Here is a 16739-nt window from a genome sequence, read left to right on the forward strand (position 1 = left end):
GCTCCCGTCGTGCCCTCAGCGGGTCGCCATGTGGGCCAGCATGCCGCTCACCAGGGCATCGAACGTGACGCGGCAGCGCGGGCTGCTGCGCAGGTCTTCGTGCATGGTGACCCAGGTCTCCATGGGCACGGTGAAGCCGCGGGGCATCAGGCGCACCAGGTCGGGGGAGCGCCGCGCCAGCGGGACCTGGCACATCCCGATGCCGGCGCCCGCGCGGATCAGCGCCAGCTGCGCGAGGTTGCTGTCGCTGCGCAGCGAGAACATGTGGCGCCGCAGCCCCTTCAGCGAGCCCTCGACCTGGCGGATGAAGGCGGTGGCCTGGTCGTAGCCGATGAGCGTGTGCGCGGCCAGTTGCTCCAGGTTGCGCGGCGTGCCGTGCCGATCGAGGTAGTCGCGCCGCGCATGCAGGCCCACGTCGATGTGCCCCAGGCGCCGGGCCACCAGTTGCTCCTGCCGGGGCGTGGCCATGCGCACGGCGATGTCGGCCTCGCGGTGCAGCAGGTCCTGCACGCGGTCGGTCAGCACCAGCTCGACGGACAGGGCCGGGTGCGCGCTCCGCAGCGCGGCGATCACGGGCGGCAGCACCTCCACCCCGATCACGTCGCTGCAACCCACCCGCACGGTCCCCCGGACACCGCCCTCCGGGCCGCCCTGGCTGGCGGCCGTGCGTTCGAGGGACGCCGCCAGGCTGGCCATTGCCCGGGCCTGCGGATGCAGCGCCTGCGCCGCGTCCGTGGGCATCAGCCCCGTGGGCGACCGGGTGAAGAGGGGCGTGCCCAGCGCCTTCTCCAGCGATTCCACGTGGCGCCCCGCCGTGGGCTGGGTGATGCCCAGCGCGCGCGCCGCGCCCGATAGCGATCCTTCGGTCAGCACGGCCAGGAAGGTGCGGTAGAGCTCCCATCCGATATTGCTCTTGGTCATGCATAAATGTATATCTGCTGCCTCATGCTGTGCAATTCCTTTTGATCCGGGCTGTCCGCAGAATCGGCTCCATCGGCCCTGGTGGCCTCGCAAGGAGATGGAAATGGCGGATCGTTGCAGGACAGCCCTGGTGCTGGGCGCTACCGGGGGCATCGGGGGCGAGGTGGCGCGGCAATTGCTCGGCGCGGGGTGGACGGTGCATGCACTGGCGCGCGGCGGCGCCCCGGAGGCACCGTGCGGCGAGGGGATCGCCTGGTTCCGAGGGGATGCGATGCGCCGGGACGACGTGGCGCGGGCCGCGCAGGGGTGTTCGGCCATCGTGCATGCCGTCAACCCTCCCGGCTACCGCGACTGGGACACCCTGGTCATGCCGATGGTCGAGAACACCATCGCCGCAGCGGCGGCGCTGGGGGCGACCATCGTGTTGCCGGGCACGGTGTACAACTTCGGGCCCGATGCGTTCCCGTGCATCACCGAGGGCGCCCCCCAGCGTCCTGCCACCCGCAAGGGCGCCATCCGGGTGCGGATGGAAGAGCGCCTCGAGGCCGCCAGCCGGCAGGGGTGCCGCGCCATCGTCGTGCGGGCCGGCGATTTCTTCGGGCCGAAGCCGGGCAACAACTGGTTCTCGCAGGGCCTGGTCCGCCCGGGGCGGCCCGTGGCGTCGATCTCGAACCCGGCGCGTCCGGGCGTGGGGCACCAGTGGGCCTACCTGCCCGACGTGGCGCGCACCATGGTGGCCCTGCTGGAGCGGCGCGCATCGCTCGCGGCGTTCGAGCGGTTCCACGTGGCAGGCCATTGGGATGCCACCGGCCTGCAGATGGCCGAGGCCATCCGGCGGGTGGTGCAGCGGCGTTGCGGCACCGTGCCGCGCGTGGTCCGCACGCCGTGGTGGCTGCTGCGCCTCGCCGCCCCTTTCGTGCCCACGCTGCGCGAGTTGATGGAGATGCGCTACCTGTGGGAGCAGCCCGTGCGCATGGACAACGCCCGCCTGCTGGAGGTGCTGGGCCATGAGCCGCACACCCCGCTCGACGAGGCGGTGGAGGCCTCGCTCGACGGCCTGGGCTGCCTGGCGCCGGCGGGCCGGTAGCCGCGCCGGTGGGGCCGTCGCGGCGCTCAGCGCCCCACGGCCTTTTCCAACTCGGCCTTGTTCATCTTCGAGCGGCCGGCAATGTGCTTCCTGCGTGCCTCTTCGTAGAGCTGCTCGCGCGTGCGGCCCTGCGCGCCGGTATGCGAGCGCTGGCCGCCGCGCACGGGCGCGGGCGTGTCGTGCACGGTCTTCGGGTTGGCCTTCTTCGCCTCGCCGTGCTGGGCGCGCTCCTTGTTGACGGTGCGCGCCGCGATCTGCTCGGCCGTCTTTTCGCTGCGGCCGCGCTCCTCGAGGCTGTCCTTGATGTGTTCGTACTGGCGCTCGCGCTTGTCGCTCCAGGCGGCTCGGGGCATGGTGGACTCCTTGGCGTTGTCGGAAAAAGGAAAAACGGAAAAGACCCTCGCGCTATCTGACGGCCTGCGGTGCCCCGTGCATGTCGGCGCCGCGGGCATGGCGCCGTAGGACGTGGCACCGCCTTGCTGGGCATCGCGGGCTGCGGCGCTGGCCGTGGCCCAGAACACGGAGGCGCCGTGGTGGATGGCATAGCCGGGCAGGGTGTGGGAGAGTCGAGGCCGGTGTTCGCGCAATGCCGGGTCGCCCCAGATCCAGTGGCTTACGGCGTTGACGGGCGTGATGGCGGCGCGTGCCTGGCGCCGGCCCGCGTGTCGGAGGGCACGGCAACCGCATGCAGGCGCATGCATTCACGCGAAAGGTTTCCATGGAGTATTTCGTCGCCAAGTGGCTGCACATCCTCTCGTCCACGGTCCTGTTCGGCACGGGCATCGGAACGGCGTTCTACCTGCTGGTCGCCATGCTGGGCCGCGACCTGCGCTTCATCGTGCCGATGACGCGCTGCGTGGTGCGAGCCGACTGGCTTTTCACCGGGACCACGGCGGTGCTGCAGCCGCTCACCGGCTGGTGGCTGGTGCACCTGATGGGCCTGCCGTGGAGCACGCCGTGGCTGGCGCGGTCGCTGGGCCTGTATGCCCTGGCCATGGCCTGCTGGCTGCCGGTGGTCTGGATCCAGGTGCGCATGCGCGACGAGGCGGTACGCGCGCAGGCCGGCCATCCGGATGCGTGGCCCGCGCTGTGGCGCTTCTTCATCGCCTGGGTGGTGCTGGGCGTGCCGGCATTGGTGGCGTTCCTTGCCATCTTCTGGTTCATGGTGAGCAAGCCGGTGGGGGCCTAGCCAGGCTGCGGTAGCCCGCCGAGTGCAGGATGGATAGGTGCTAATTGGTCGTACCAATTGGCGATCATGCGTTATGATTTCAGGCTGCTCGCGGGTTTACCCTGTTTGTCGAGGCGTCACGCGTCTTCGAGAATGCGCTTCGTTGCGTTGATTGGTTTTATTGGTCATACCAATTTGGTGTGCTTGCAGACCCATTGCAACGGAGTTTCTCTTCCCATTCCACACCGACCCGTCATGCAAACCCTCTGGCAGCAGAACTACGACCCCGCCGGAAACATCTGGATTTCCGCGCTGGTGGCGCTCATTCCCATCGTCTTCTTCTTCCTCGCGCTGACCCGCCTGCGCCTGAAGGGGTACCAGGCGGGCACCATCACCGTGCTGCTGTCGCTGGCCGTGGCGCTGCTCTTCTACCGCATGCCGGCGAGCGCCGCGCTGGCCTCGGCCGTGTACGGCTTCCTCTACGGCCTGTGGCCGATCGCCTGGATCATCGTGGCCGCGGTGTTCCTCTACAAGATCTCGGTGGCGACGGGGCAGTTCGCCGTCATCCGTGCGTCGATCCTCTCCGTCACGGAGGACCAGCGGCTGCAGCTCATCCTGGTGGGCTTCTGCTTCGGGGCGTTCCTGGAGGGGGCGGCGGGCTTCGGCGCGCCGGTGGCCATCACCGCGGCGCTGCTGGTGGGACTCGGCTTCAAGCCGCTCTACGCCGCCGGCCTGTGCCTGATCGCCAACACGGCGCCCGTGGCGTTCGGCGCGATGGGCATCCCGATCATCGTGGCGGGCCAGGTGTCTGGCGTGGACGCGTTCGCCATCGGCCAGATGGCCGGCCGGCAGCTGCCTTTCATGACGGTGATCGTGCTGTTCTGGATCATGGCGATCATGGACGGATGGCGCGGCGTGAAGGAAACCTGGCCCGCCGTGCTGGTGGGCGGCGGCACCTTTGCCGGCATGCAGTTCCTGACGGCCAACTACGTCGGTCCCGAACTGCCGGACATCACCTCCGCCATCGTCTCGCTGGTGGTGCTGACGCTGTTCCTGAAGGTGTGGCAGCCCCGGCGCATCTTCCGCTTCGAGGAGGAGCCCGCGGCGCCCGGCGCACGGCCTGCAGCCCGCGGCCGGTCCGCAGCCACCGGTGTCTCCAGCGGCGCGCCGCTGACGGCCGGGGCGGTCTTCAAGGCCTGGTCGCCCTTCATCATCCTCACCGCCGTGGTCACGCTCTGGAGCCTCAAGCCCTTCAAGGCGCTGTTCGCGGCCCAGGGCGCGCTGGCCTCCACCGTGGTCAACATCCCGGTGCCGTTCCTGCACAACCTGGTCGAGAAGGTGCCCCCCGTGGTCGCTTCCGCGGCGCCCTATGGCGCGGTGTACACCTTCAACTGGCTGTCCGCCACGGGCACGGCCATCCTGATCGCCGCGCTGGTCACGATCGCTTTCACCCGCCTGTCACCGGCCAAGGCCGTGGCGACGCTGGGCGAGACGTTCAGGGAACTGGCGGTGCCGATCTATTCCATCGGCATGGTGCTGGCCTTCGCCTTCATCGCCAACTACTCCGGCCTGTCCGCCACGCTGGCGCTGGCCCTGGCGCACACGGGCCATGCCTTCACCTTCTTCTCGCCCTTCCTGGGCTGGATCGGCGTGTTCCTGACGGGCTCCGATACGTCGGCCAACGCGCTGTTCGCCGCACTGCAGGCCACCACCGCGCAGCAGCTCGGCCTGCCGCAGGTGCTGACGGTGGCGGCCAACACCACGGGCGGCGTCACCGGCAAGATGATCTCGCCGCAGTCCATCGCCATCGCCTGCGCGGCGGTGGGCCTGGCCGGGCGCGAGTCGGACCTGTTCCGCTTCACGGTGAAGCACAGCCTGGTCTTCGCGGCCATCATCGGCATCATGACCACGCTGCAGGCCTATGTGTTTCCGTGGATGATCCCGGGGCATTGACACCACTCTCCGAGGTTTGACATGCGCCTGGCCGATCACGTCGTCGAGAAACTGCTTGCCCTGGTGCAGTCCCGCGGGCTGCAGGCCGGGCAGCGGCTGCCTGCAGAGCGGCAGCTGGCGGACGAGCTGGGCGTGTCGCGCACCTCCCTGCGCGAGGCGATCCAGAAGCTCGTGAGCCAGGGCGTGCTGGCCAGCCGGCGCGGCGACGGCACGTATGTGCAGGCGGGTGGCTCGGCGGAGTGGCTGCAGCCCGCGGTGGCACCGCTCACGCGGCTGATGGAGTCCGATCCGCACTACCGCTACGACGTGCTCGAGACCCGCCATGCGCTGGAAAGCAGCACCGCCTGGCTGGCCGCCCAGCGCGCCACCGCCGAGGACAAGGACCGCATCCGGCGCTGCTTCGACGTGATGATGCAGCACCAGCAGAGCGGCAACGCCGAGCTGGCGTCGCGCGCCGATGCCCAGTTCCACCTCGCCATCGCCGAGGCGTCGCACAACCTGGTGCTGGTGCAGGTGATGCACAGCCTGTTCACCATGGTGCTGTCCACCGTCGAGCGCAACCGCCACGACATGTTCCGCCTGAGCGAGCCCGTCACCATGCAGGCGCTCACCGCGCAGCACCAGGGCCTCATGCAGGCCATTCTCGACAGCAATCCGCAGCGGGCCCGCCAGTGCATCGGAGAGCATCTGGAGCACGTGCGCGCCACCATCCAGCGCCTGGACGAGGACCGCGCCCGCCGGGAGCGCTCCATGCGCATGCCGGTGGACGCGGGCCCCGCGCCGCTGTTGCCCCCTCATTGACCCGACAACCATGATCATCTCTTCCACCGCCGACTACCGCGAAGCCGCGCGCAAGCGCCTGCCTCCCTTCCTGTTCCACTACATCGACGGCGGCGCCTATGCCGAGCAGACCCTGCGCCGCAACGTCGATGACCTGGCCGCGGTCGCGCTGCGCCAGCGCGTGCTCAAGGACATGAGCCGCCTCGACACCAGCATCGAGCTGTTCGGCGAGAAGCTCTCCATCCCCGTCGCGCTCTCGCCCGTGGGCCTGACGGGCATGTACGCGCGGCGCGGCGAGGTGCAGGCCGCGCGCGCGGCCGACCGGCACGGCATTCCGTTCACGATGTCGAGCGTCTCGGTCTGCCCGATCGAGGAGGTGGCGCCGAAGCTCGGCCGTCCGATGTGGTTCCAGCTCTACGTGCTCAAGGACCGCGGCTTCATGAAGAACGCCCTGGAGCGCGCCCAGGCGGCGGGCTGCACGGCGCTGGTGTTCACCGTGGACATGCCCGTGCCCGGCGCGCGCTACCGCGACGCGCATTCCGGCATGAGCGGCCCCAACGCCGCGCTGCGCCGCTACTGGCAGGCCGCCATGCACCCGCGCTGGGCGTGGGACGTGGGCGCGCTGGGCCGCCCGCACGACCTGGGCAACATCTCCGCCTACCTCGGCAAGCCCACGGGCCTGGCCGACTACATGGGCTACCTGGGCGCCAATTTCGATCCCTCCATCTCGTGGAAGGACCTGGAATGGATCCGCGCGTTCTGGAAGGGGCCCATGATCATCAAGGGCATTCTGGACCCGGAGGACGCGAAGGACGCCGTGCGCTTCGGCGCGGACGGCATCATCGTCTCCAACCACGGCGGCCGCCAGCTCGACGGCGTGCTCTCCTCGGCGCGCGCGCTGCCGCCCATCGCCGATGCGGTGAAGGGCCAGATCAAGATCCTGGCCGACTCGGGCATCCGCAACGGCCTGGACGTGGTGCGCACCATCGCGCTCGGCGCCGACGCCGCGATGATCGGCCGCGCCTTCATCTACGCGCTGGCCGCGGCAGGCGAGGCCGGCGTGAAGCACGTGCTGGAGCTGATCGAGAAGGAAATGCGCGTGGCGATGACGCTCACCAGCGTGGCGAAGGTCTCCGACATCACGGGTGACCTGCTGGTGAAGGCCTGAGCGCACCCCGCGCTCGTCGGGTTGCGGTTCCTTCCACGTCCCTGGTATATACATCCCATTCAGGAGGTACGTGATGAAGGCTGCTGTTTTTCTGGCGGTATGGCTTGCTGCTGCGCTGGGGGCGATCGGTGCGGCGGCCCAGACCCGCTGCCCCTCGGGTGTCCAGGCCGGTGGAGCGCAATGCCTTCCCGATGACGAGGCGGCTGCGCCGCCGCGGCCTACCGGGGAGTGGGTGAAGACCTGGGGTGCCATGGTGAGTTCCAACGCGGGCCGCGGCGCCTGGACCTCTTCGGGCAAGACGACCGAAGAGGCCGCGCGCCAGGATGCGCTGGGGAAGTGCCGTGCCACCGGCGTGCGCGACTGCGTGGTGGACATGGCCTATTTCAACCAGTGCGCGGCCGTCGCCGGAGCGAACGGCGGCAAGGCCGGCAGCATCGATACCGGCAAGGACGAAAGCGTGGCCAGCCAGCGGGCCCTGGATTCCTGCGAGAAGAAAGCGGGATCGAAGTGCTCGGTGCTGTTCGTCGAATGCTCCAGGCCGATCTTCGTCAAGTATTAGGCCGGCCCCACATGTCCTGCGATTTGAGCGGATGCTTCGCCATCACCTGAACGTATAGCGCGCACTGAGCCGAACGCTGCGCGTCTCCATCGGGTGGATGTGGCGGTCGTTCACGCCACCGTGGCAGCTTCCTCCCGCGACCTCGCCCGCAGTGCACGACGCGTAGTAGTACTCGATGTCGTTGCCCTGGTTTCCTGCCAGGTTGAACACGTCCAGGCCCAGGGTCACGTGCCTGTTCACGGCGTAGCGCGCGCTGACATTCAGCAGCGTCGTGGAGCGTGAACGCACGCTGCCCAGCGTATCCAGCGCGCGCGGGCCGAGATAACGCAGCCGCAACGACGCGGTCCAGGACCCGTCGATGTAGGTCAGCCCCGCTGCGAACACGCGCTCCACGGCGTTGTCCACGTAGTTGCCTTCACCGGCGGGCGCCAGGCCACGGAAGCGGGCGCGCGACAGGGCTCCGTCGAGTTCGATGCGCCATGCAGGACTGAACTTCCACCGCAGCGTGGCCTCGACGCCGCGCCGTGTACTGGCCCGGCCCGGCTCCGTGGTGCCAGCATCACCCGCGTAGACCAGTTCCGAATCCAGGTTGAGCCTCCATAGCGCCAGCGTCGTTGTCAGGTCCTCGTCTGGCTGGAAGCGCCACCCGATCTCGGCGCCGCGGCCTTTCACCAATGCCGGGACACGATCCGCAGGGTCTCCGGTCTTCGGGTCGGTGGTGATGGTGGCGCCGCGCACGTCGTTGCTGTGGAAGCCGACGCCGGCGTTGATGTAGATATCGTGGGCAGGTTCGGGCGTGAAGGCCAGGCCGAGTTTGGTGCTCGCGACGGCGCCATGGCCCTTTCCGCCGTTGAGCGGACCGACCACCGGCTCGTGGCCGGTCACCTCGTAGCGCAGTGCATCGCCGCGCAGGCCCATGTACCCGCGCCACCGGTCGTTGAAGTGGACCAGCTGCTGTCCGTACAGGGAGAACAGGTCCTGCGAGACCTTGTCATCGCGCACCGTGCCGAGCCGTTGGCGGACCTCCGTGTCGTACAGCCCGACTTCGCCGATGCGGTCGCCGCGCCACTGCGCGCCGAAGCTGAACACGCCGTCGAGGCCGCCGATCCGGTTGCCCACGGCGTGCGATGCCTGCACGCCGTACACCCTGCGCCGGTCGGTCTGCTCGAACTGGTCCCCGTTGACGGGATGGTTCAGGAAGTAGGTGAAGTCCGAGAACAGGTCGAAGCGGTAATCGATGGCATAGGCGCTGATCTCGGTGTCGCCATCCGGCCCCTTGTCGAACCATTTGCCCGACAGGCTGATGCGCTGTGTCTTTCCTCCGTCGGTGGGATTCATGCTGCCGAAGCGGCCGATCTGCCCGCTGTCGATGGCCCGCTCCGGCACCTGGTCTGTCGAGGTCCAATGGCTCTTGTAGGCCATGGCGGTGATGCCGAAGCCGTGCGTCGGCGAACCCTGCGCGTAGCGCAGGACGGCATTCACCTTCCTGAGGTGCTCGGGCACGTCCCAGGGGCCGTCGTTGCCTTCGACCTCGATGGCTCCGAGCCAGGTCTGGTCGGCCACGGTGCGGGATCCCGCCGCCAGCAGCCGCCTGAAGCCGTGCGAGCCGGCGCTGGCCTCCACGAAGGGCGCTTCGAGCGCGCCGAAGTAGTCAAGGGACGCACTGCCAGCGAGCGAGAAGTCGCCGCTTTGCGCGAAGTAAGGCCCTTTGCGGTAGCGCACACCCGATACCAGCTCGGGAATCAGGAAATTCAGGTCTGCATAGCCCTGCCCGTGGCCGTGCGTCGGCATGTTGACGGGCATGCCATCCACCGTCACCGCGAAGTCGGTGCCGTGGTCGAGGTTGAAGCCGCGCAGGAAATACTGGTTGGCCTTGCCGTCACCCGAGTGCTGCGTGGCCACCACGCCGGGCACTGCCTCGACGATGTCGCCGGGCCGCAGCTTGGGGCGCGATTGGTATGACCCACGCTCCACGGCACCTTCACTGGCGCTGTCTGCCGTGCCGATGGATGCGTCCTTGGGGCCGGTGACCTGGATCTCGGGCAGATGCGAGGTTTGTGCCCGGACGGCTGCGCTGCCGAGCAGCGCGCAACAGAGCAGGCGGCGGAAGAGGTGGGGCGGCATGCAGGCTCCGGTCGTGATTGTGTGAGGAATTCTTGATTCTTCATACATTCCGGCCTGCATGCCATACGCCGTTCGGCGCAGCGTTGCGTTTCAGTTGCGCGGCTTGAGGTGCGTATGGGCGCCCGTGCTGCCGTGCGAGTGGCTATCGCCGTGGGGCTCCAGCGGCACGAGGTGCACGTTGCCATGGCGTACGCCACGCAAGGCCACCAGCCGTTCGGCGCATTCCCTCACGGCCGCCGTCGGCCCGCGGAGCACCACGGTCTCCAGGCAGTTGTCGTGGTCGAGATGGGTGTGCAGGCTGGTGATGACCAGATCGTGGTGGTCATGCTGCAGATCCAGCACGCGGCTTGTGACTGTCTGCTCGTGGTGGTCGTAGATGTAGCTGACGCTGGCAACGCACCAGCCGCCGTTCCTGCCATGCTGGCGCGTGCCGGATGCCGCCTCGCCAAGGGAGTCGCAGCCCAGCCTGGAGCGGATCAGGTCGCGGACAGCCTCGGAACGGTTGCCATAGCCCTTCCGGGCAATCAACGCATCGAACTGGAGAGCCAGCTCGTCGTCGAGCGAAATGGTGAAGCGTTGCATGGCAAAGGCGGGTGGCGGGACGGACCGCCTTCGCGGGCAAGGATCACATGCCCAGCGACTTGAGCAGGTCGTCGGTGTCGCTGTCGCTGCCGGCGGCCGGCGGCGGGGAGGCGGGCGAGTCGCCCTTGCCGGCCTGGGCCAGCAGCGCGTCCGGGTCCGGTGCCTCCTGCGGCTCGAAGTCGTAGAGCTTGATGAACTCGGTGCGGTCGATGGCCAGCTCGAGGTAGAAGATGTGGTTCTTGGCCGTGTAGAAGGTCACGCGGCGCGCCTCGGGCTGGTCGAGGTTGGCGTCCACGCTCAGCATCACCTGCTTGTTCAGCGCCAGCATCTTGGGCTGGTTCTGCGTGATGTGCGTCTGCAGCTCGCGGCGCACCTTGCCGGTGAAGTCGCCCACCACCTGGTTCATGAGTTCGCCCATCACGTTGGCCACCTCGTCGGAGGTGTAGGAACTCGCGAGGTCGTCCTGCGACATGCCCATGCTCAGCAGGTAGGTCTGGTAGATCTCCATCGCCGCCTCCTTGCTGAGGTTGATGATGACCAGTCCGGAGAAGCCGCCGTCGAACAGCACGAAGCAGCCGATGTCGGGGCGCAGGCAGGTCTTGGTGATGCGCTGCACCATGCCGGAGTAGTGCAGCTGCGTCTGCGTGGCCACGCTCAGCACCCGCGTGACGGAATTGCACAGGCTGATCAGCAGGTCTTCGGTGCCGTAGGTGGGGGCGATCTTGTCGGGCGTGCTCATGGAGATGCGTGCTGCGGTCGTGGCGGGGGCGTAAGAAGGCTGGGAGCAGGGCGGAGGCCCGGCCGCATGCAGTGTAGCGCGGCATCGGCCCGCGCGGACCCCGGGCCGTCCCGTGGTGCGGGCCGCCGGCGCGCGGATCAGCGGGAGCCGCGTTCCAGCCCCGGTTCGGAGATCCGCCGCGCGTACACGGCCAGCACGATGCGCTCCGAATGCACCAGGTAGTCGTGCAGGGCGGCCGAGGCTTCCTGCAGCCGGCCGGCCTCGAACAGCTCGACGATCTTCACGTTCATTTCCACGTAGGGCGCGTGCAGGAATTCCGCGTCCTTGAGCAGCCCGAAGGCCAGGCGCAGCTCGGCCAGCAGGTGGGAGAACATCACGTTCAGGCGCTCGCTGTCGGCCAGTTCCACCACGGCCATGTGGAACTCCATGTTCGCCGTGCCCGCGCCCTGCCAGTCGCCCGCGTCGCGGCAGCGCAGGGCGGTGTCCACCGCCTCGCGCAGGTGCTTCTTGGCGGGGTGGCGCGGGTAGGCCTGGGCCAGCGCCTGGCATTCGATGAGCCGGCGCACGCGGTAGATGTCGATGATGGACGCGATGCTGGGCACCGCCACCGACACGCCGCGGTTGGGTTCGTGACGGAGCAGGCCCTCCTTCGTGAGCAGGCGGAACACCTCGCGCAGGGTGTTGCGCGAGATCTCCAGGCTCTCGGCCAGCACGGCCTCGGACAGGCGCTGGCCCGGGGCCAGCTCGCCCGCCACGATGCGGCGGCGGATCTGGTCGCTGACGCGGTCCGTCAGGTTCTGTGCGGGGGATTCACTCATCGGCGGCGGGCAGGCAAAAGGGGGTGCGGGGCGTCGCGGCGGGGCGGGCGAGGGCGGGCGTCCGGAGCACCAGTGTATCGGGCGGCGTGCCTCCGGCGGGCGCGGGCGCTGCGCCCCGGGCACCATGTTCGTGCCATGGCCGCACCAACCGCATGCGGGTAATCCCCATCAACGATCAAAATCAAATTGTTCAACAATTTATCCAGATGATTCATCAATGAATGGATCTTTGATGAGACGTTGGCGCGGTAATTGCTCCGTGCCAGGGGTCTTCTTCCCTTCGCAGAAACGGAACACGCACCATGTGGCTCAAGGAAACCAGCAAGGAAGAGCGCAAGACGCTCTTCGCCGCCTTCGTCGGCTATGGCGTCGATGCGTTCGACTACATGATCTATACGTTCATGATCCCGACCTTCATCCTGGTCTGGGGCATGACCAAGGCCGAGGCGGGCTACATCGCCACCGGCGCGCTCATCAGCTCGGCCATCGGCGGCTGGCTGGCGGGCATCCTGGCCGACCGCTACGGCCGCGTGCGCATCCTGCAGCTGACGGTGCTGTGGTTCAGCTTCTTCACCTTCCTGAGCGGCTTCACCCAGTCGGCCGAACAACTCTTCATCACCCGCATGCTGCAGGGCCTGGGCTTCGGCGGCGAATGGTCGGTGGGCTCGGTGCTGATCGCCGAGATGATCCGCGCCCGCCACCGCGGCAAGGCCGTGGGCCTCGTGCAGAGCAGCTGGGCGGTGGGCTGGGGCCTGTCGGCCGTGGCCTTCTGGGCGGTCTATGCGCTGCTGGACCAGCAATACGCCTGGCGCGTGCTGTTCTGGCTGGGCGCGCTGCCGGCCCTGTTCATCCTCTACATCCGCCGCAACATCAGCGAGCCCGCCGTGTACCGCGAAACCAAGGCGGAACTGGCCCGCACGGGGCAGAGCGCCAGCTTCTGGCTGATCTTCAGCCCCGGCGTGCTGCGCACCACCGTGTTCGCCAGCCTGCTGGCCACCGGCATGCAGGGCGCCTACTACGCCGTCACCACCTGGCTGCCCACCTACCTGAAGATGGAGCGCCACCTGTCGGTGCTGGGCACCAGCGGCTACCTGATGGTGCTGATCTTCGGCTCGTTCGCCGGCTACCTCACCAGCGCGTGGCTGTCGGACCGCCTGGGCCGCCGCCGCTGCTTCATCCTGTTCGCCGTCTGCGCGGGCGTGCTGGTCACCTGCTACACGCAGCTGCCGATCACCGATGCGGCCATGATGGTGCTGGGCTTTCCGCTGGGCTTTTTCCTCTCGGGCATCTTCTCGGGCATGGGCGCCTACCTGTCGGAGCTGTTCCCCAGCCACATCCGGGGCTCCGGCCAGGGCTTTTGCTACAACTTCGGCCGCGCCGTGGGTTCGGTGTTCCCGGCGATGATCGGCCACATGAGCGCCAGCATGCCGCTGGGCGTGTCCATCGGCTACATGGCCGCGGGCGCCTACCTGATCGTCGTCATCGCCTGCCTGCTGCTGCCGGAAACACAGGGGCGCGAACTCTCCGCGAGCACCGACGCGGTGGCCTGAGCGGCGCTGTCCCCGGTTTCCTGCTGGATCCATTCCTCGACTTCCTTTTTCTTTCGTATGCAAATCGACCTGAACAGCGACCTGGGCGAAAGCCTGGGCGCCTGGCACATGGGCGACGACACCGCCATGCTCGGCATCGTCACCAGCGCCAACGTGGCCTGCGGCTTCCACGCCGGCGATGCGGCGGGCATCCTGGCCACGCTGCGCGGCGCGAAGGAGCGCGGCGTGGCGGTGGGCGCCCACGTCGCCTACCGCGACCTGGCCGGCTTCGGCCGCCGCAACATGGACGTGGCGAGCGCCGATCTCGTCGCCGACGTCATCTACCAGATCGGCGCGCTGCAGGGACTGGCCACGGCCGCCGGCACGCGCGTGACCTACGTGAAGCCGCACGGTGCGCTCTACAACACCATCGCGCACGACGAGCGCCAGGCCCGCGACGTGATCGCCGCCATCCGCGCCATCGACGCCTCGCTGGCGCTGGTGGTGCTGGCGGGCTCCCCGCTGGAGCGCTGGGCGGCGGACGCCGGCCTGCGCGTGGTGGCCGAGGCCTTTGCCGACCGCGCCTATACACCGCAGGGCACGCTGGTGTCGCGGCGCGAACCCGGCGCCGTGCTGCACGATGCCGGCGAGGTCGCGCGGCGCATGCTGCAGCTGGTGCGCGAAGGCACGGTGCAGGCCATCGACGGCAGCACCACCCGAGTGCGCGCCGATTCCCTCTGCGTGCACGGCGACAGCCCCGGCGCCGTGGCCATGGCCCGCGCCGTGCGCGAGGCGCTGGAGCGCGAAGGCATCGCCCTGCGCGCCTTCGCCGGAACGGCATGACCGGCATTACCGAACGGAGCCACCGATGAATTCGTCACTCGAGGCCGCCCGCGCCGCAGCCATCCAGGCCGCGCGCGAAGCGCGCACCCGCTACCGCAACGGCCTGGTGGAGCCCACCGCCGGCCGCGCCCCGGGCATGACCCAGGCCAACATGATCGCCCTGCCGCGCGAGTGGGCCTGGGACTTCCTGCTCTACGCACAGCGCAATCCCAAGCCCTGCCCGGTTCTGGACGTGATCGAGGCCGGCAGCCATGCCACCGTGCTCGCCGAAGGCGCCGACCTGCGCACCGATATTCCCCTCTACCGCGTCTGGCGTGATGGACAACTGGCCGAGGAAGTGGCCGACGCCAGCGCGCTCTGGGCGCAGCACCCCGACCTCGTCACCTTCCTGATCGGCTGCAGTTTCACCTTCGAGACGCCGCTGCAGGAGGCCGGCATTGAGGTGCGCCACATCGCCCAGGGCTGCAACGTGCCCATGTACCGCACGCAGCGCCAGTGCCGGCCGGCCGGCCGCCTGCGCGGCGAGCTGGTGGTGTCGATGCGGCCCGTTCCGGCCGACCGGGTGGCCGATGCGGTCTCCATCTCGGGCCGGTTTCCGTCGGTGCACGGCGCGCCGGTGCATGTGGGCGATCCGGCGGCGCTGGGCATTGCCGACCTGGCGCGGCCCGATTTCGGCGACCCGGTGGAGATCCGCCCCGGCGAGGTGCCCGTGTTCTGGGCCTGCGGCGTCACGCCCCAGGCGGCCGTGATGGCGTCGGGCGTGCCTTTCGCCGTCACCCATGCGCCGGGCCACATGTTCATCACGGACGTGCCCGACAGCACCTACCACGTCTGACGGAGTTTCGATTGCGCTTTCTTCCCGTCAACCTGGATGCCCTGCTGGTCGAGCTGGACGACCTGCAGCAGACCCTGGCGCTGCATGCCTCGCTGCTGCGCGACCCCATCGCCGGCATCGAAGAACTGGTGCCGGCCGCGCGCACCGTGCTGGTCCGCTACCGGCCCGCGGCACAGGGCTTCGCCGCCCTGGTCGAAGCGATCGCCCGGCGCGACGTGCGCGGTGCAGCGCAGCGCAGCGAGACCTTGGTGGAGATTCCCGTGCGCTATGACGGCGAGGACCTGGCCGAGGTGGCGCAGAGGCTGGGTATCACCCCCGACGAGGTGGTGCGCCGCCATACCGGCAGCGAATACACCGTGGCCTTCACGGGCTTCGCGCCCGGCTTCGGCTACCTGGCCGGCGGGGATCCGTCCCTGGATGTGCCGCGGCGCACCACGCCGCGCACGCGCATCCCGGCCGGCGCCGTGGGCCTGGCCGGCACCTTCAGCGGCGTGTATCCGCAGGCCAGCCCGGGCGGATGGCAGATCATCGGCACCACGCCCGTGGCGATGTGGGACATCGACCGCGATCCGCCCGCACTGCTGCAGCCCGGCGCGCGCGTGCGCTTCGTGGACATCGCCACGCTGCCGGCGGCTGCGCGGGAGGCCCTGGGGGCGGCGGAGCCTGCGGCGCCCTCCGCGCCCGGATCCGCATCCGCCACGCCGGGCGCCGCAGCGCAAGGGCCCGCACTGCGCGTGCTCTCCGCGGGCCTGCAGACCCTCTTCCAGGACCTGGGCCGCCACGGCCATGCGGGGCAGGGTGTCTCGGCCTCCGGCGCCATGGACCGGGCCGCCTGCCGCGCCGCCAACCGGCTGGTGGGCAATGCTTCCGATGTCGCCTGCCTGGAGACCGTGCAGGGCGGCCTGTGCCTGCGCAGCCAGGGCGAGACCGTCGTGGCCGTGGCCGGCGCGGATGCGCCCCTGTGGTGCACTGCCACGGACGGACGGCGCTGGCCGCTGCCGCGCTACGCGCCGGTGGCGCTGGCGGACGGCGACGAACTCTCGATTGGCGAACCGCACGCCGGCACGCGCTGCTACGTGGCGGTGCGCGGCGGCTTCGGCGTAGCGCCGGTGCTGGGCAGCTGCGCCACCGACACCCTGGCCCGCGTGGGCCCTCCGGCCGTGGCGGTGGGCGATGTGCTGGCCGTGCGCACGCCGCAGGGGCTGCCGGCCGTCGGAGAGGCGGAGTTGCCTCCGGACGGCCTGCCCCGGGCGGGCTGCGAGGTGGTGCTCGATTGCGTACCCGGGCCGCGTACCGACTGGTTCACGCCCGAGGCCCTGGCGCTGCTGGCCTCCCAGCGCTGGCAGGTCACGCCGCAATCCAACCGCGTGGGCCTGCGCCTGGCAGGCGTTACGCCGCTGGCGCGCGCAGTGCAGGGTGAACTGCCCAGCGAGGGTGCCGTGGCCGGCGCCATCCAGGTGCCACCAAGCGGCCAGCCCGTGCTGTTCCTGGCCGACCATCCCCTCACCGGCGGCTATCCCGTCATCGGCGCCGTGGCGCCGCACCACCTGGACCTGGCAGGCCAGATCCCCGTGAACGCCTGGGTGCGCTTCCGTCCCATCCGCGCTTTCGAACCCGTCATCCGTTCCTGAAT

General features: G+C 69.3%; 16 protein-coding genes. 10 read left to right on the forward strand and 6 right to left on the reverse strand.

Going from position 1 to position 16739, the window contains the following annotated elements; translation table 11 throughout:
- Positions 1-15 precede the first annotated feature (15 nt).
- Positions 16-921, reverse strand: coding sequence for a LysR family transcriptional regulator (locus tag T336_RS0123555; RefSeq protein WP_026434346.1), 906 nt, complete (start codon positions 919-921; stop codon positions 16-18).
- 103 nt (positions 922-1024) lie between these two features.
- Between T336_RS0123555 and T336_RS0123560 the strand changes: the two genes are divergently transcribed.
- A complete protein-coding gene (locus T336_RS0123560; RefSeq protein WP_026434347.1) occupies positions 1025-2008 on the forward strand; it encodes an NAD-dependent epimerase/dehydratase family protein in 984 nt (327 codons plus the stop codon).
- A 26-nt stretch (positions 2009-2034) separates the two neighbouring features.
- Here T336_RS0123560 and T336_RS0123565 read toward each other — a convergent pair whose 3' ends face one another.
- Entirely contained in the window at positions 2035-2361 is a 327-nt protein-coding gene (locus tag T336_RS0123565; protein ID WP_026434348.1) for a hypothetical protein, read from the reverse strand.
- A 365-nt stretch (positions 2362-2726) separates the two neighbouring features.
- On the opposite strand from T336_RS0123565, the gene T336_RS0123570 reads away from it, so the two are divergent.
- From T336_RS0123570 to T336_RS0123590, 5 genes are all read left to right on the forward strand, one after another.
- Entirely contained in the window at positions 2727-3197 is a 471-nt protein-coding gene (locus T336_RS0123570) for a DUF2269 family protein (protein WP_026434349.1), read from the forward strand.
- A 234-nt stretch (positions 3198-3431) separates the two neighbouring features.
- Positions 3432-5129: an L-lactate permease gene (lldP, locus tag T336_RS0123575; RefSeq protein ID WP_026434350.1), complete on the forward strand. Its 1698-nt coding sequence runs from the start codon at positions 3432-3434 to the stop codon at positions 5127-5129.
- A 21-nt stretch (positions 5130-5150) separates the two neighbouring features.
- Positions 5151-5930, forward strand: a complete 780-nt coding sequence (lldR, locus tag T336_RS0123580) for a transcriptional regulator LldR (protein WP_026434351.1) — start codon at positions 5151-5153, stop codon at positions 5928-5930.
- A 10-nt stretch (positions 5931-5940) separates the two neighbouring features.
- The gene (lldD, locus tag T336_RS0123585; protein WP_026434352.1) at positions 5941-7077 is read left to right on the forward strand and encodes an FMN-dependent L-lactate dehydrogenase LldD; all 1137 of its coding nucleotides are present in this window, start codon (positions 5941-5943) and stop codon (positions 7075-7077) included.
- A 73-nt stretch (positions 7078-7150) separates the two neighbouring features.
- On the forward strand, positions 7151-7636 hold the full coding sequence (locus T336_RS0123590) for a DUF4189 domain-containing protein (protein ID WP_026434353.1): 486 nt from the start codon (positions 7151-7153) through the stop codon (positions 7634-7636).
- Between the two features lie 42 nt (positions 7637-7678).
- Here T336_RS0123590 and T336_RS0123595 read toward each other — a convergent pair whose 3' ends face one another.
- The 4 genes from T336_RS0123595 to T336_RS0123610 form a co-directional block, all read right to left on the reverse strand.
- Positions 7679-9760 carry a TonB-dependent receptor gene (locus T336_RS0123595; RefSeq protein ID WP_026434354.1) on the reverse strand — a complete coding sequence of 694 codons (2082 nt, stop codon included), beginning with the start codon at positions 9758-9760 and terminating at the stop codon, positions 7679-7681.
- Positions 9761-9850: 90 nt separating this feature from the next.
- Positions 9851-10342: a nickel-responsive transcriptional regulator NikR gene (nikR, locus tag T336_RS0123600; protein WP_026434355.1), complete on the reverse strand. Its 492-nt coding sequence runs from the start codon at positions 10340-10342 to the stop codon at positions 9851-9853.
- Between the two features lie 43 nt (positions 10343-10385).
- Complete coding sequence (locus tag T336_RS0123605; protein ID WP_026434356.1) at positions 10386-11081, reverse strand: DUF3334 family protein; 696 nt, start codon at positions 11079-11081, stop codon at positions 10386-10388.
- 137 nt (positions 11082-11218) lie between these two features.
- A complete protein-coding gene (locus T336_RS0123610; protein ID WP_026434357.1) occupies positions 11219-11899 on the reverse strand; it encodes a GntR family transcriptional regulator in 681 nt (226 codons plus the stop codon).
- Positions 11900-12201: 302 nt separating this feature from the next.
- Here T336_RS0123610 and T336_RS0123615 point away from each other — a divergent pair, with 302 nt between their 5' ends.
- Genes T336_RS0123615 through pxpB form a run of 4 tightly spaced genes read left to right on the forward strand, consistent with a single transcriptional unit; the run spans position 12202 to position 16737 of the window.
- Positions 12202-13449, forward strand: a complete 1248-nt coding sequence (locus tag T336_RS0123615; protein WP_019702316.1) for an MFS transporter — start codon at positions 12202-12204, stop codon at positions 13447-13449.
- A gap of 57 nt (positions 13450-13506) precedes the next feature.
- On the forward strand, positions 13507-14271 hold the full coding sequence (locus T336_RS0123620) for a LamB/YcsF family protein (RefSeq protein ID WP_026434358.1): 765 nt from the start codon (positions 13507-13509) through the stop codon (positions 14269-14271).
- Between the two features lie 25 nt (positions 14272-14296).
- The gene (locus T336_RS0123625) at positions 14297-15106 is read left to right on the forward strand and encodes a putative hydro-lyase (protein WP_026434359.1); all 810 of its coding nucleotides are present in this window, start codon (positions 14297-14299) and stop codon (positions 15104-15106) included.
- Between the two features lie 11 nt (positions 15107-15117).
- The gene (pxpB, locus tag T336_RS0123630; RefSeq protein ID WP_026434360.1) at positions 15118-16737 is read left to right on the forward strand and encodes a 5-oxoprolinase subunit PxpB; all 1620 of its coding nucleotides are present in this window, start codon (positions 15118-15120) and stop codon (positions 16735-16737) included.
- The last annotated feature ends 2 nt before the right edge of the window (positions 16738-16739 follow it).

Origin of the sequence: Paracidovorax oryzae ATCC 19882 (assembly GCF_000687165.1) — a bacterium.
GTDB lineage: Bacteria > Pseudomonadota > Gammaproteobacteria > Burkholderiales > Burkholderiaceae_C > Paracidovorax > Paracidovorax oryzae.

Coding starts and splice junctions, on each gene's coding strand:
- lldD (WP_026434352.1), top strand. CDS start 5,941: ATGATCATCTCTTCCACCGCCGACTACCGCGAAGCCGCGCGCAAGCGC.
- T336_RS0123605 (WP_026434356.1), bottom strand. CDS start 11,081: ATGAGCACGCCCGACAAGATCGCCCCCACCTACGGCACCGAAGACCTG.
- T336_RS0123560 (WP_026434347.1), top strand. CDS start 1,025: ATGGCGGATCGTTGCAGGACAGCCCTGGTGCTGGGCGCTACCGGGGGC.
- lldP (WP_026434350.1), top strand. CDS start 3,432: ATGCAAACCCTCTGGCAGCAGAACTACGACCCCGCCGGAAACATCTGG.
- T336_RS0123615 (WP_019702316.1), top strand. CDS start 12,202: ATGTGGCTCAAGGAAACCAGCAAGGAAGAGCGCAAGACGCTCTTCGCC.
- T336_RS0123590 (WP_026434353.1), top strand. CDS start 7,151: ATGAAGGCTGCTGTTTTTCTGGCGGTATGGCTTGCTGCTGCGCTGGGG.
- T336_RS0123610 (WP_026434357.1), bottom strand. CDS start 11,899: ATGAGTGAATCCCCCGCACAGAACCTGACGGACCGCGTCAGCGACCAG.
- lldR (WP_026434351.1), top strand. CDS start 5,151: ATGCGCCTGGCCGATCACGTCGTCGAGAAACTGCTTGCCCTGGTGCAG.
- nikR (WP_026434355.1), bottom strand. CDS start 10,342: ATGCAACGCTTCACCATTTCGCTCGACGACGAGCTGGCTCTCCAGTTC.
- T336_RS0123565 (WP_026434348.1), bottom strand. CDS start 2,361: ATGCCCCGAGCCGCCTGGAGCGACAAGCGCGAGCGCCAGTACGAACAC.
- T336_RS0123625 (WP_026434359.1), top strand. CDS start 14,297: ATGAATTCGTCACTCGAGGCCGCCCGCGCCGCAGCCATCCAGGCCGCG.
- T336_RS0123570 (WP_026434349.1), top strand. CDS start 2,727: ATGGAGTATTTCGTCGCCAAGTGGCTGCACATCCTCTCGTCCACGGTC.
- T336_RS0123555 (WP_026434346.1), bottom strand. CDS start 921: ATGACCAAGAGCAATATCGGATGGGAGCTCTACCGCACCTTCCTGGCC.
- T336_RS0123620 (WP_026434358.1), top strand. CDS start 13,507: ATGCAAATCGACCTGAACAGCGACCTGGGCGAAAGCCTGGGCGCCTGG.
- T336_RS0123595 (WP_026434354.1), bottom strand. CDS start 9,760: ATGCCGCCCCACCTCTTCCGCCGCCTGCTCTGTTGCGCGCTGCTCGGC.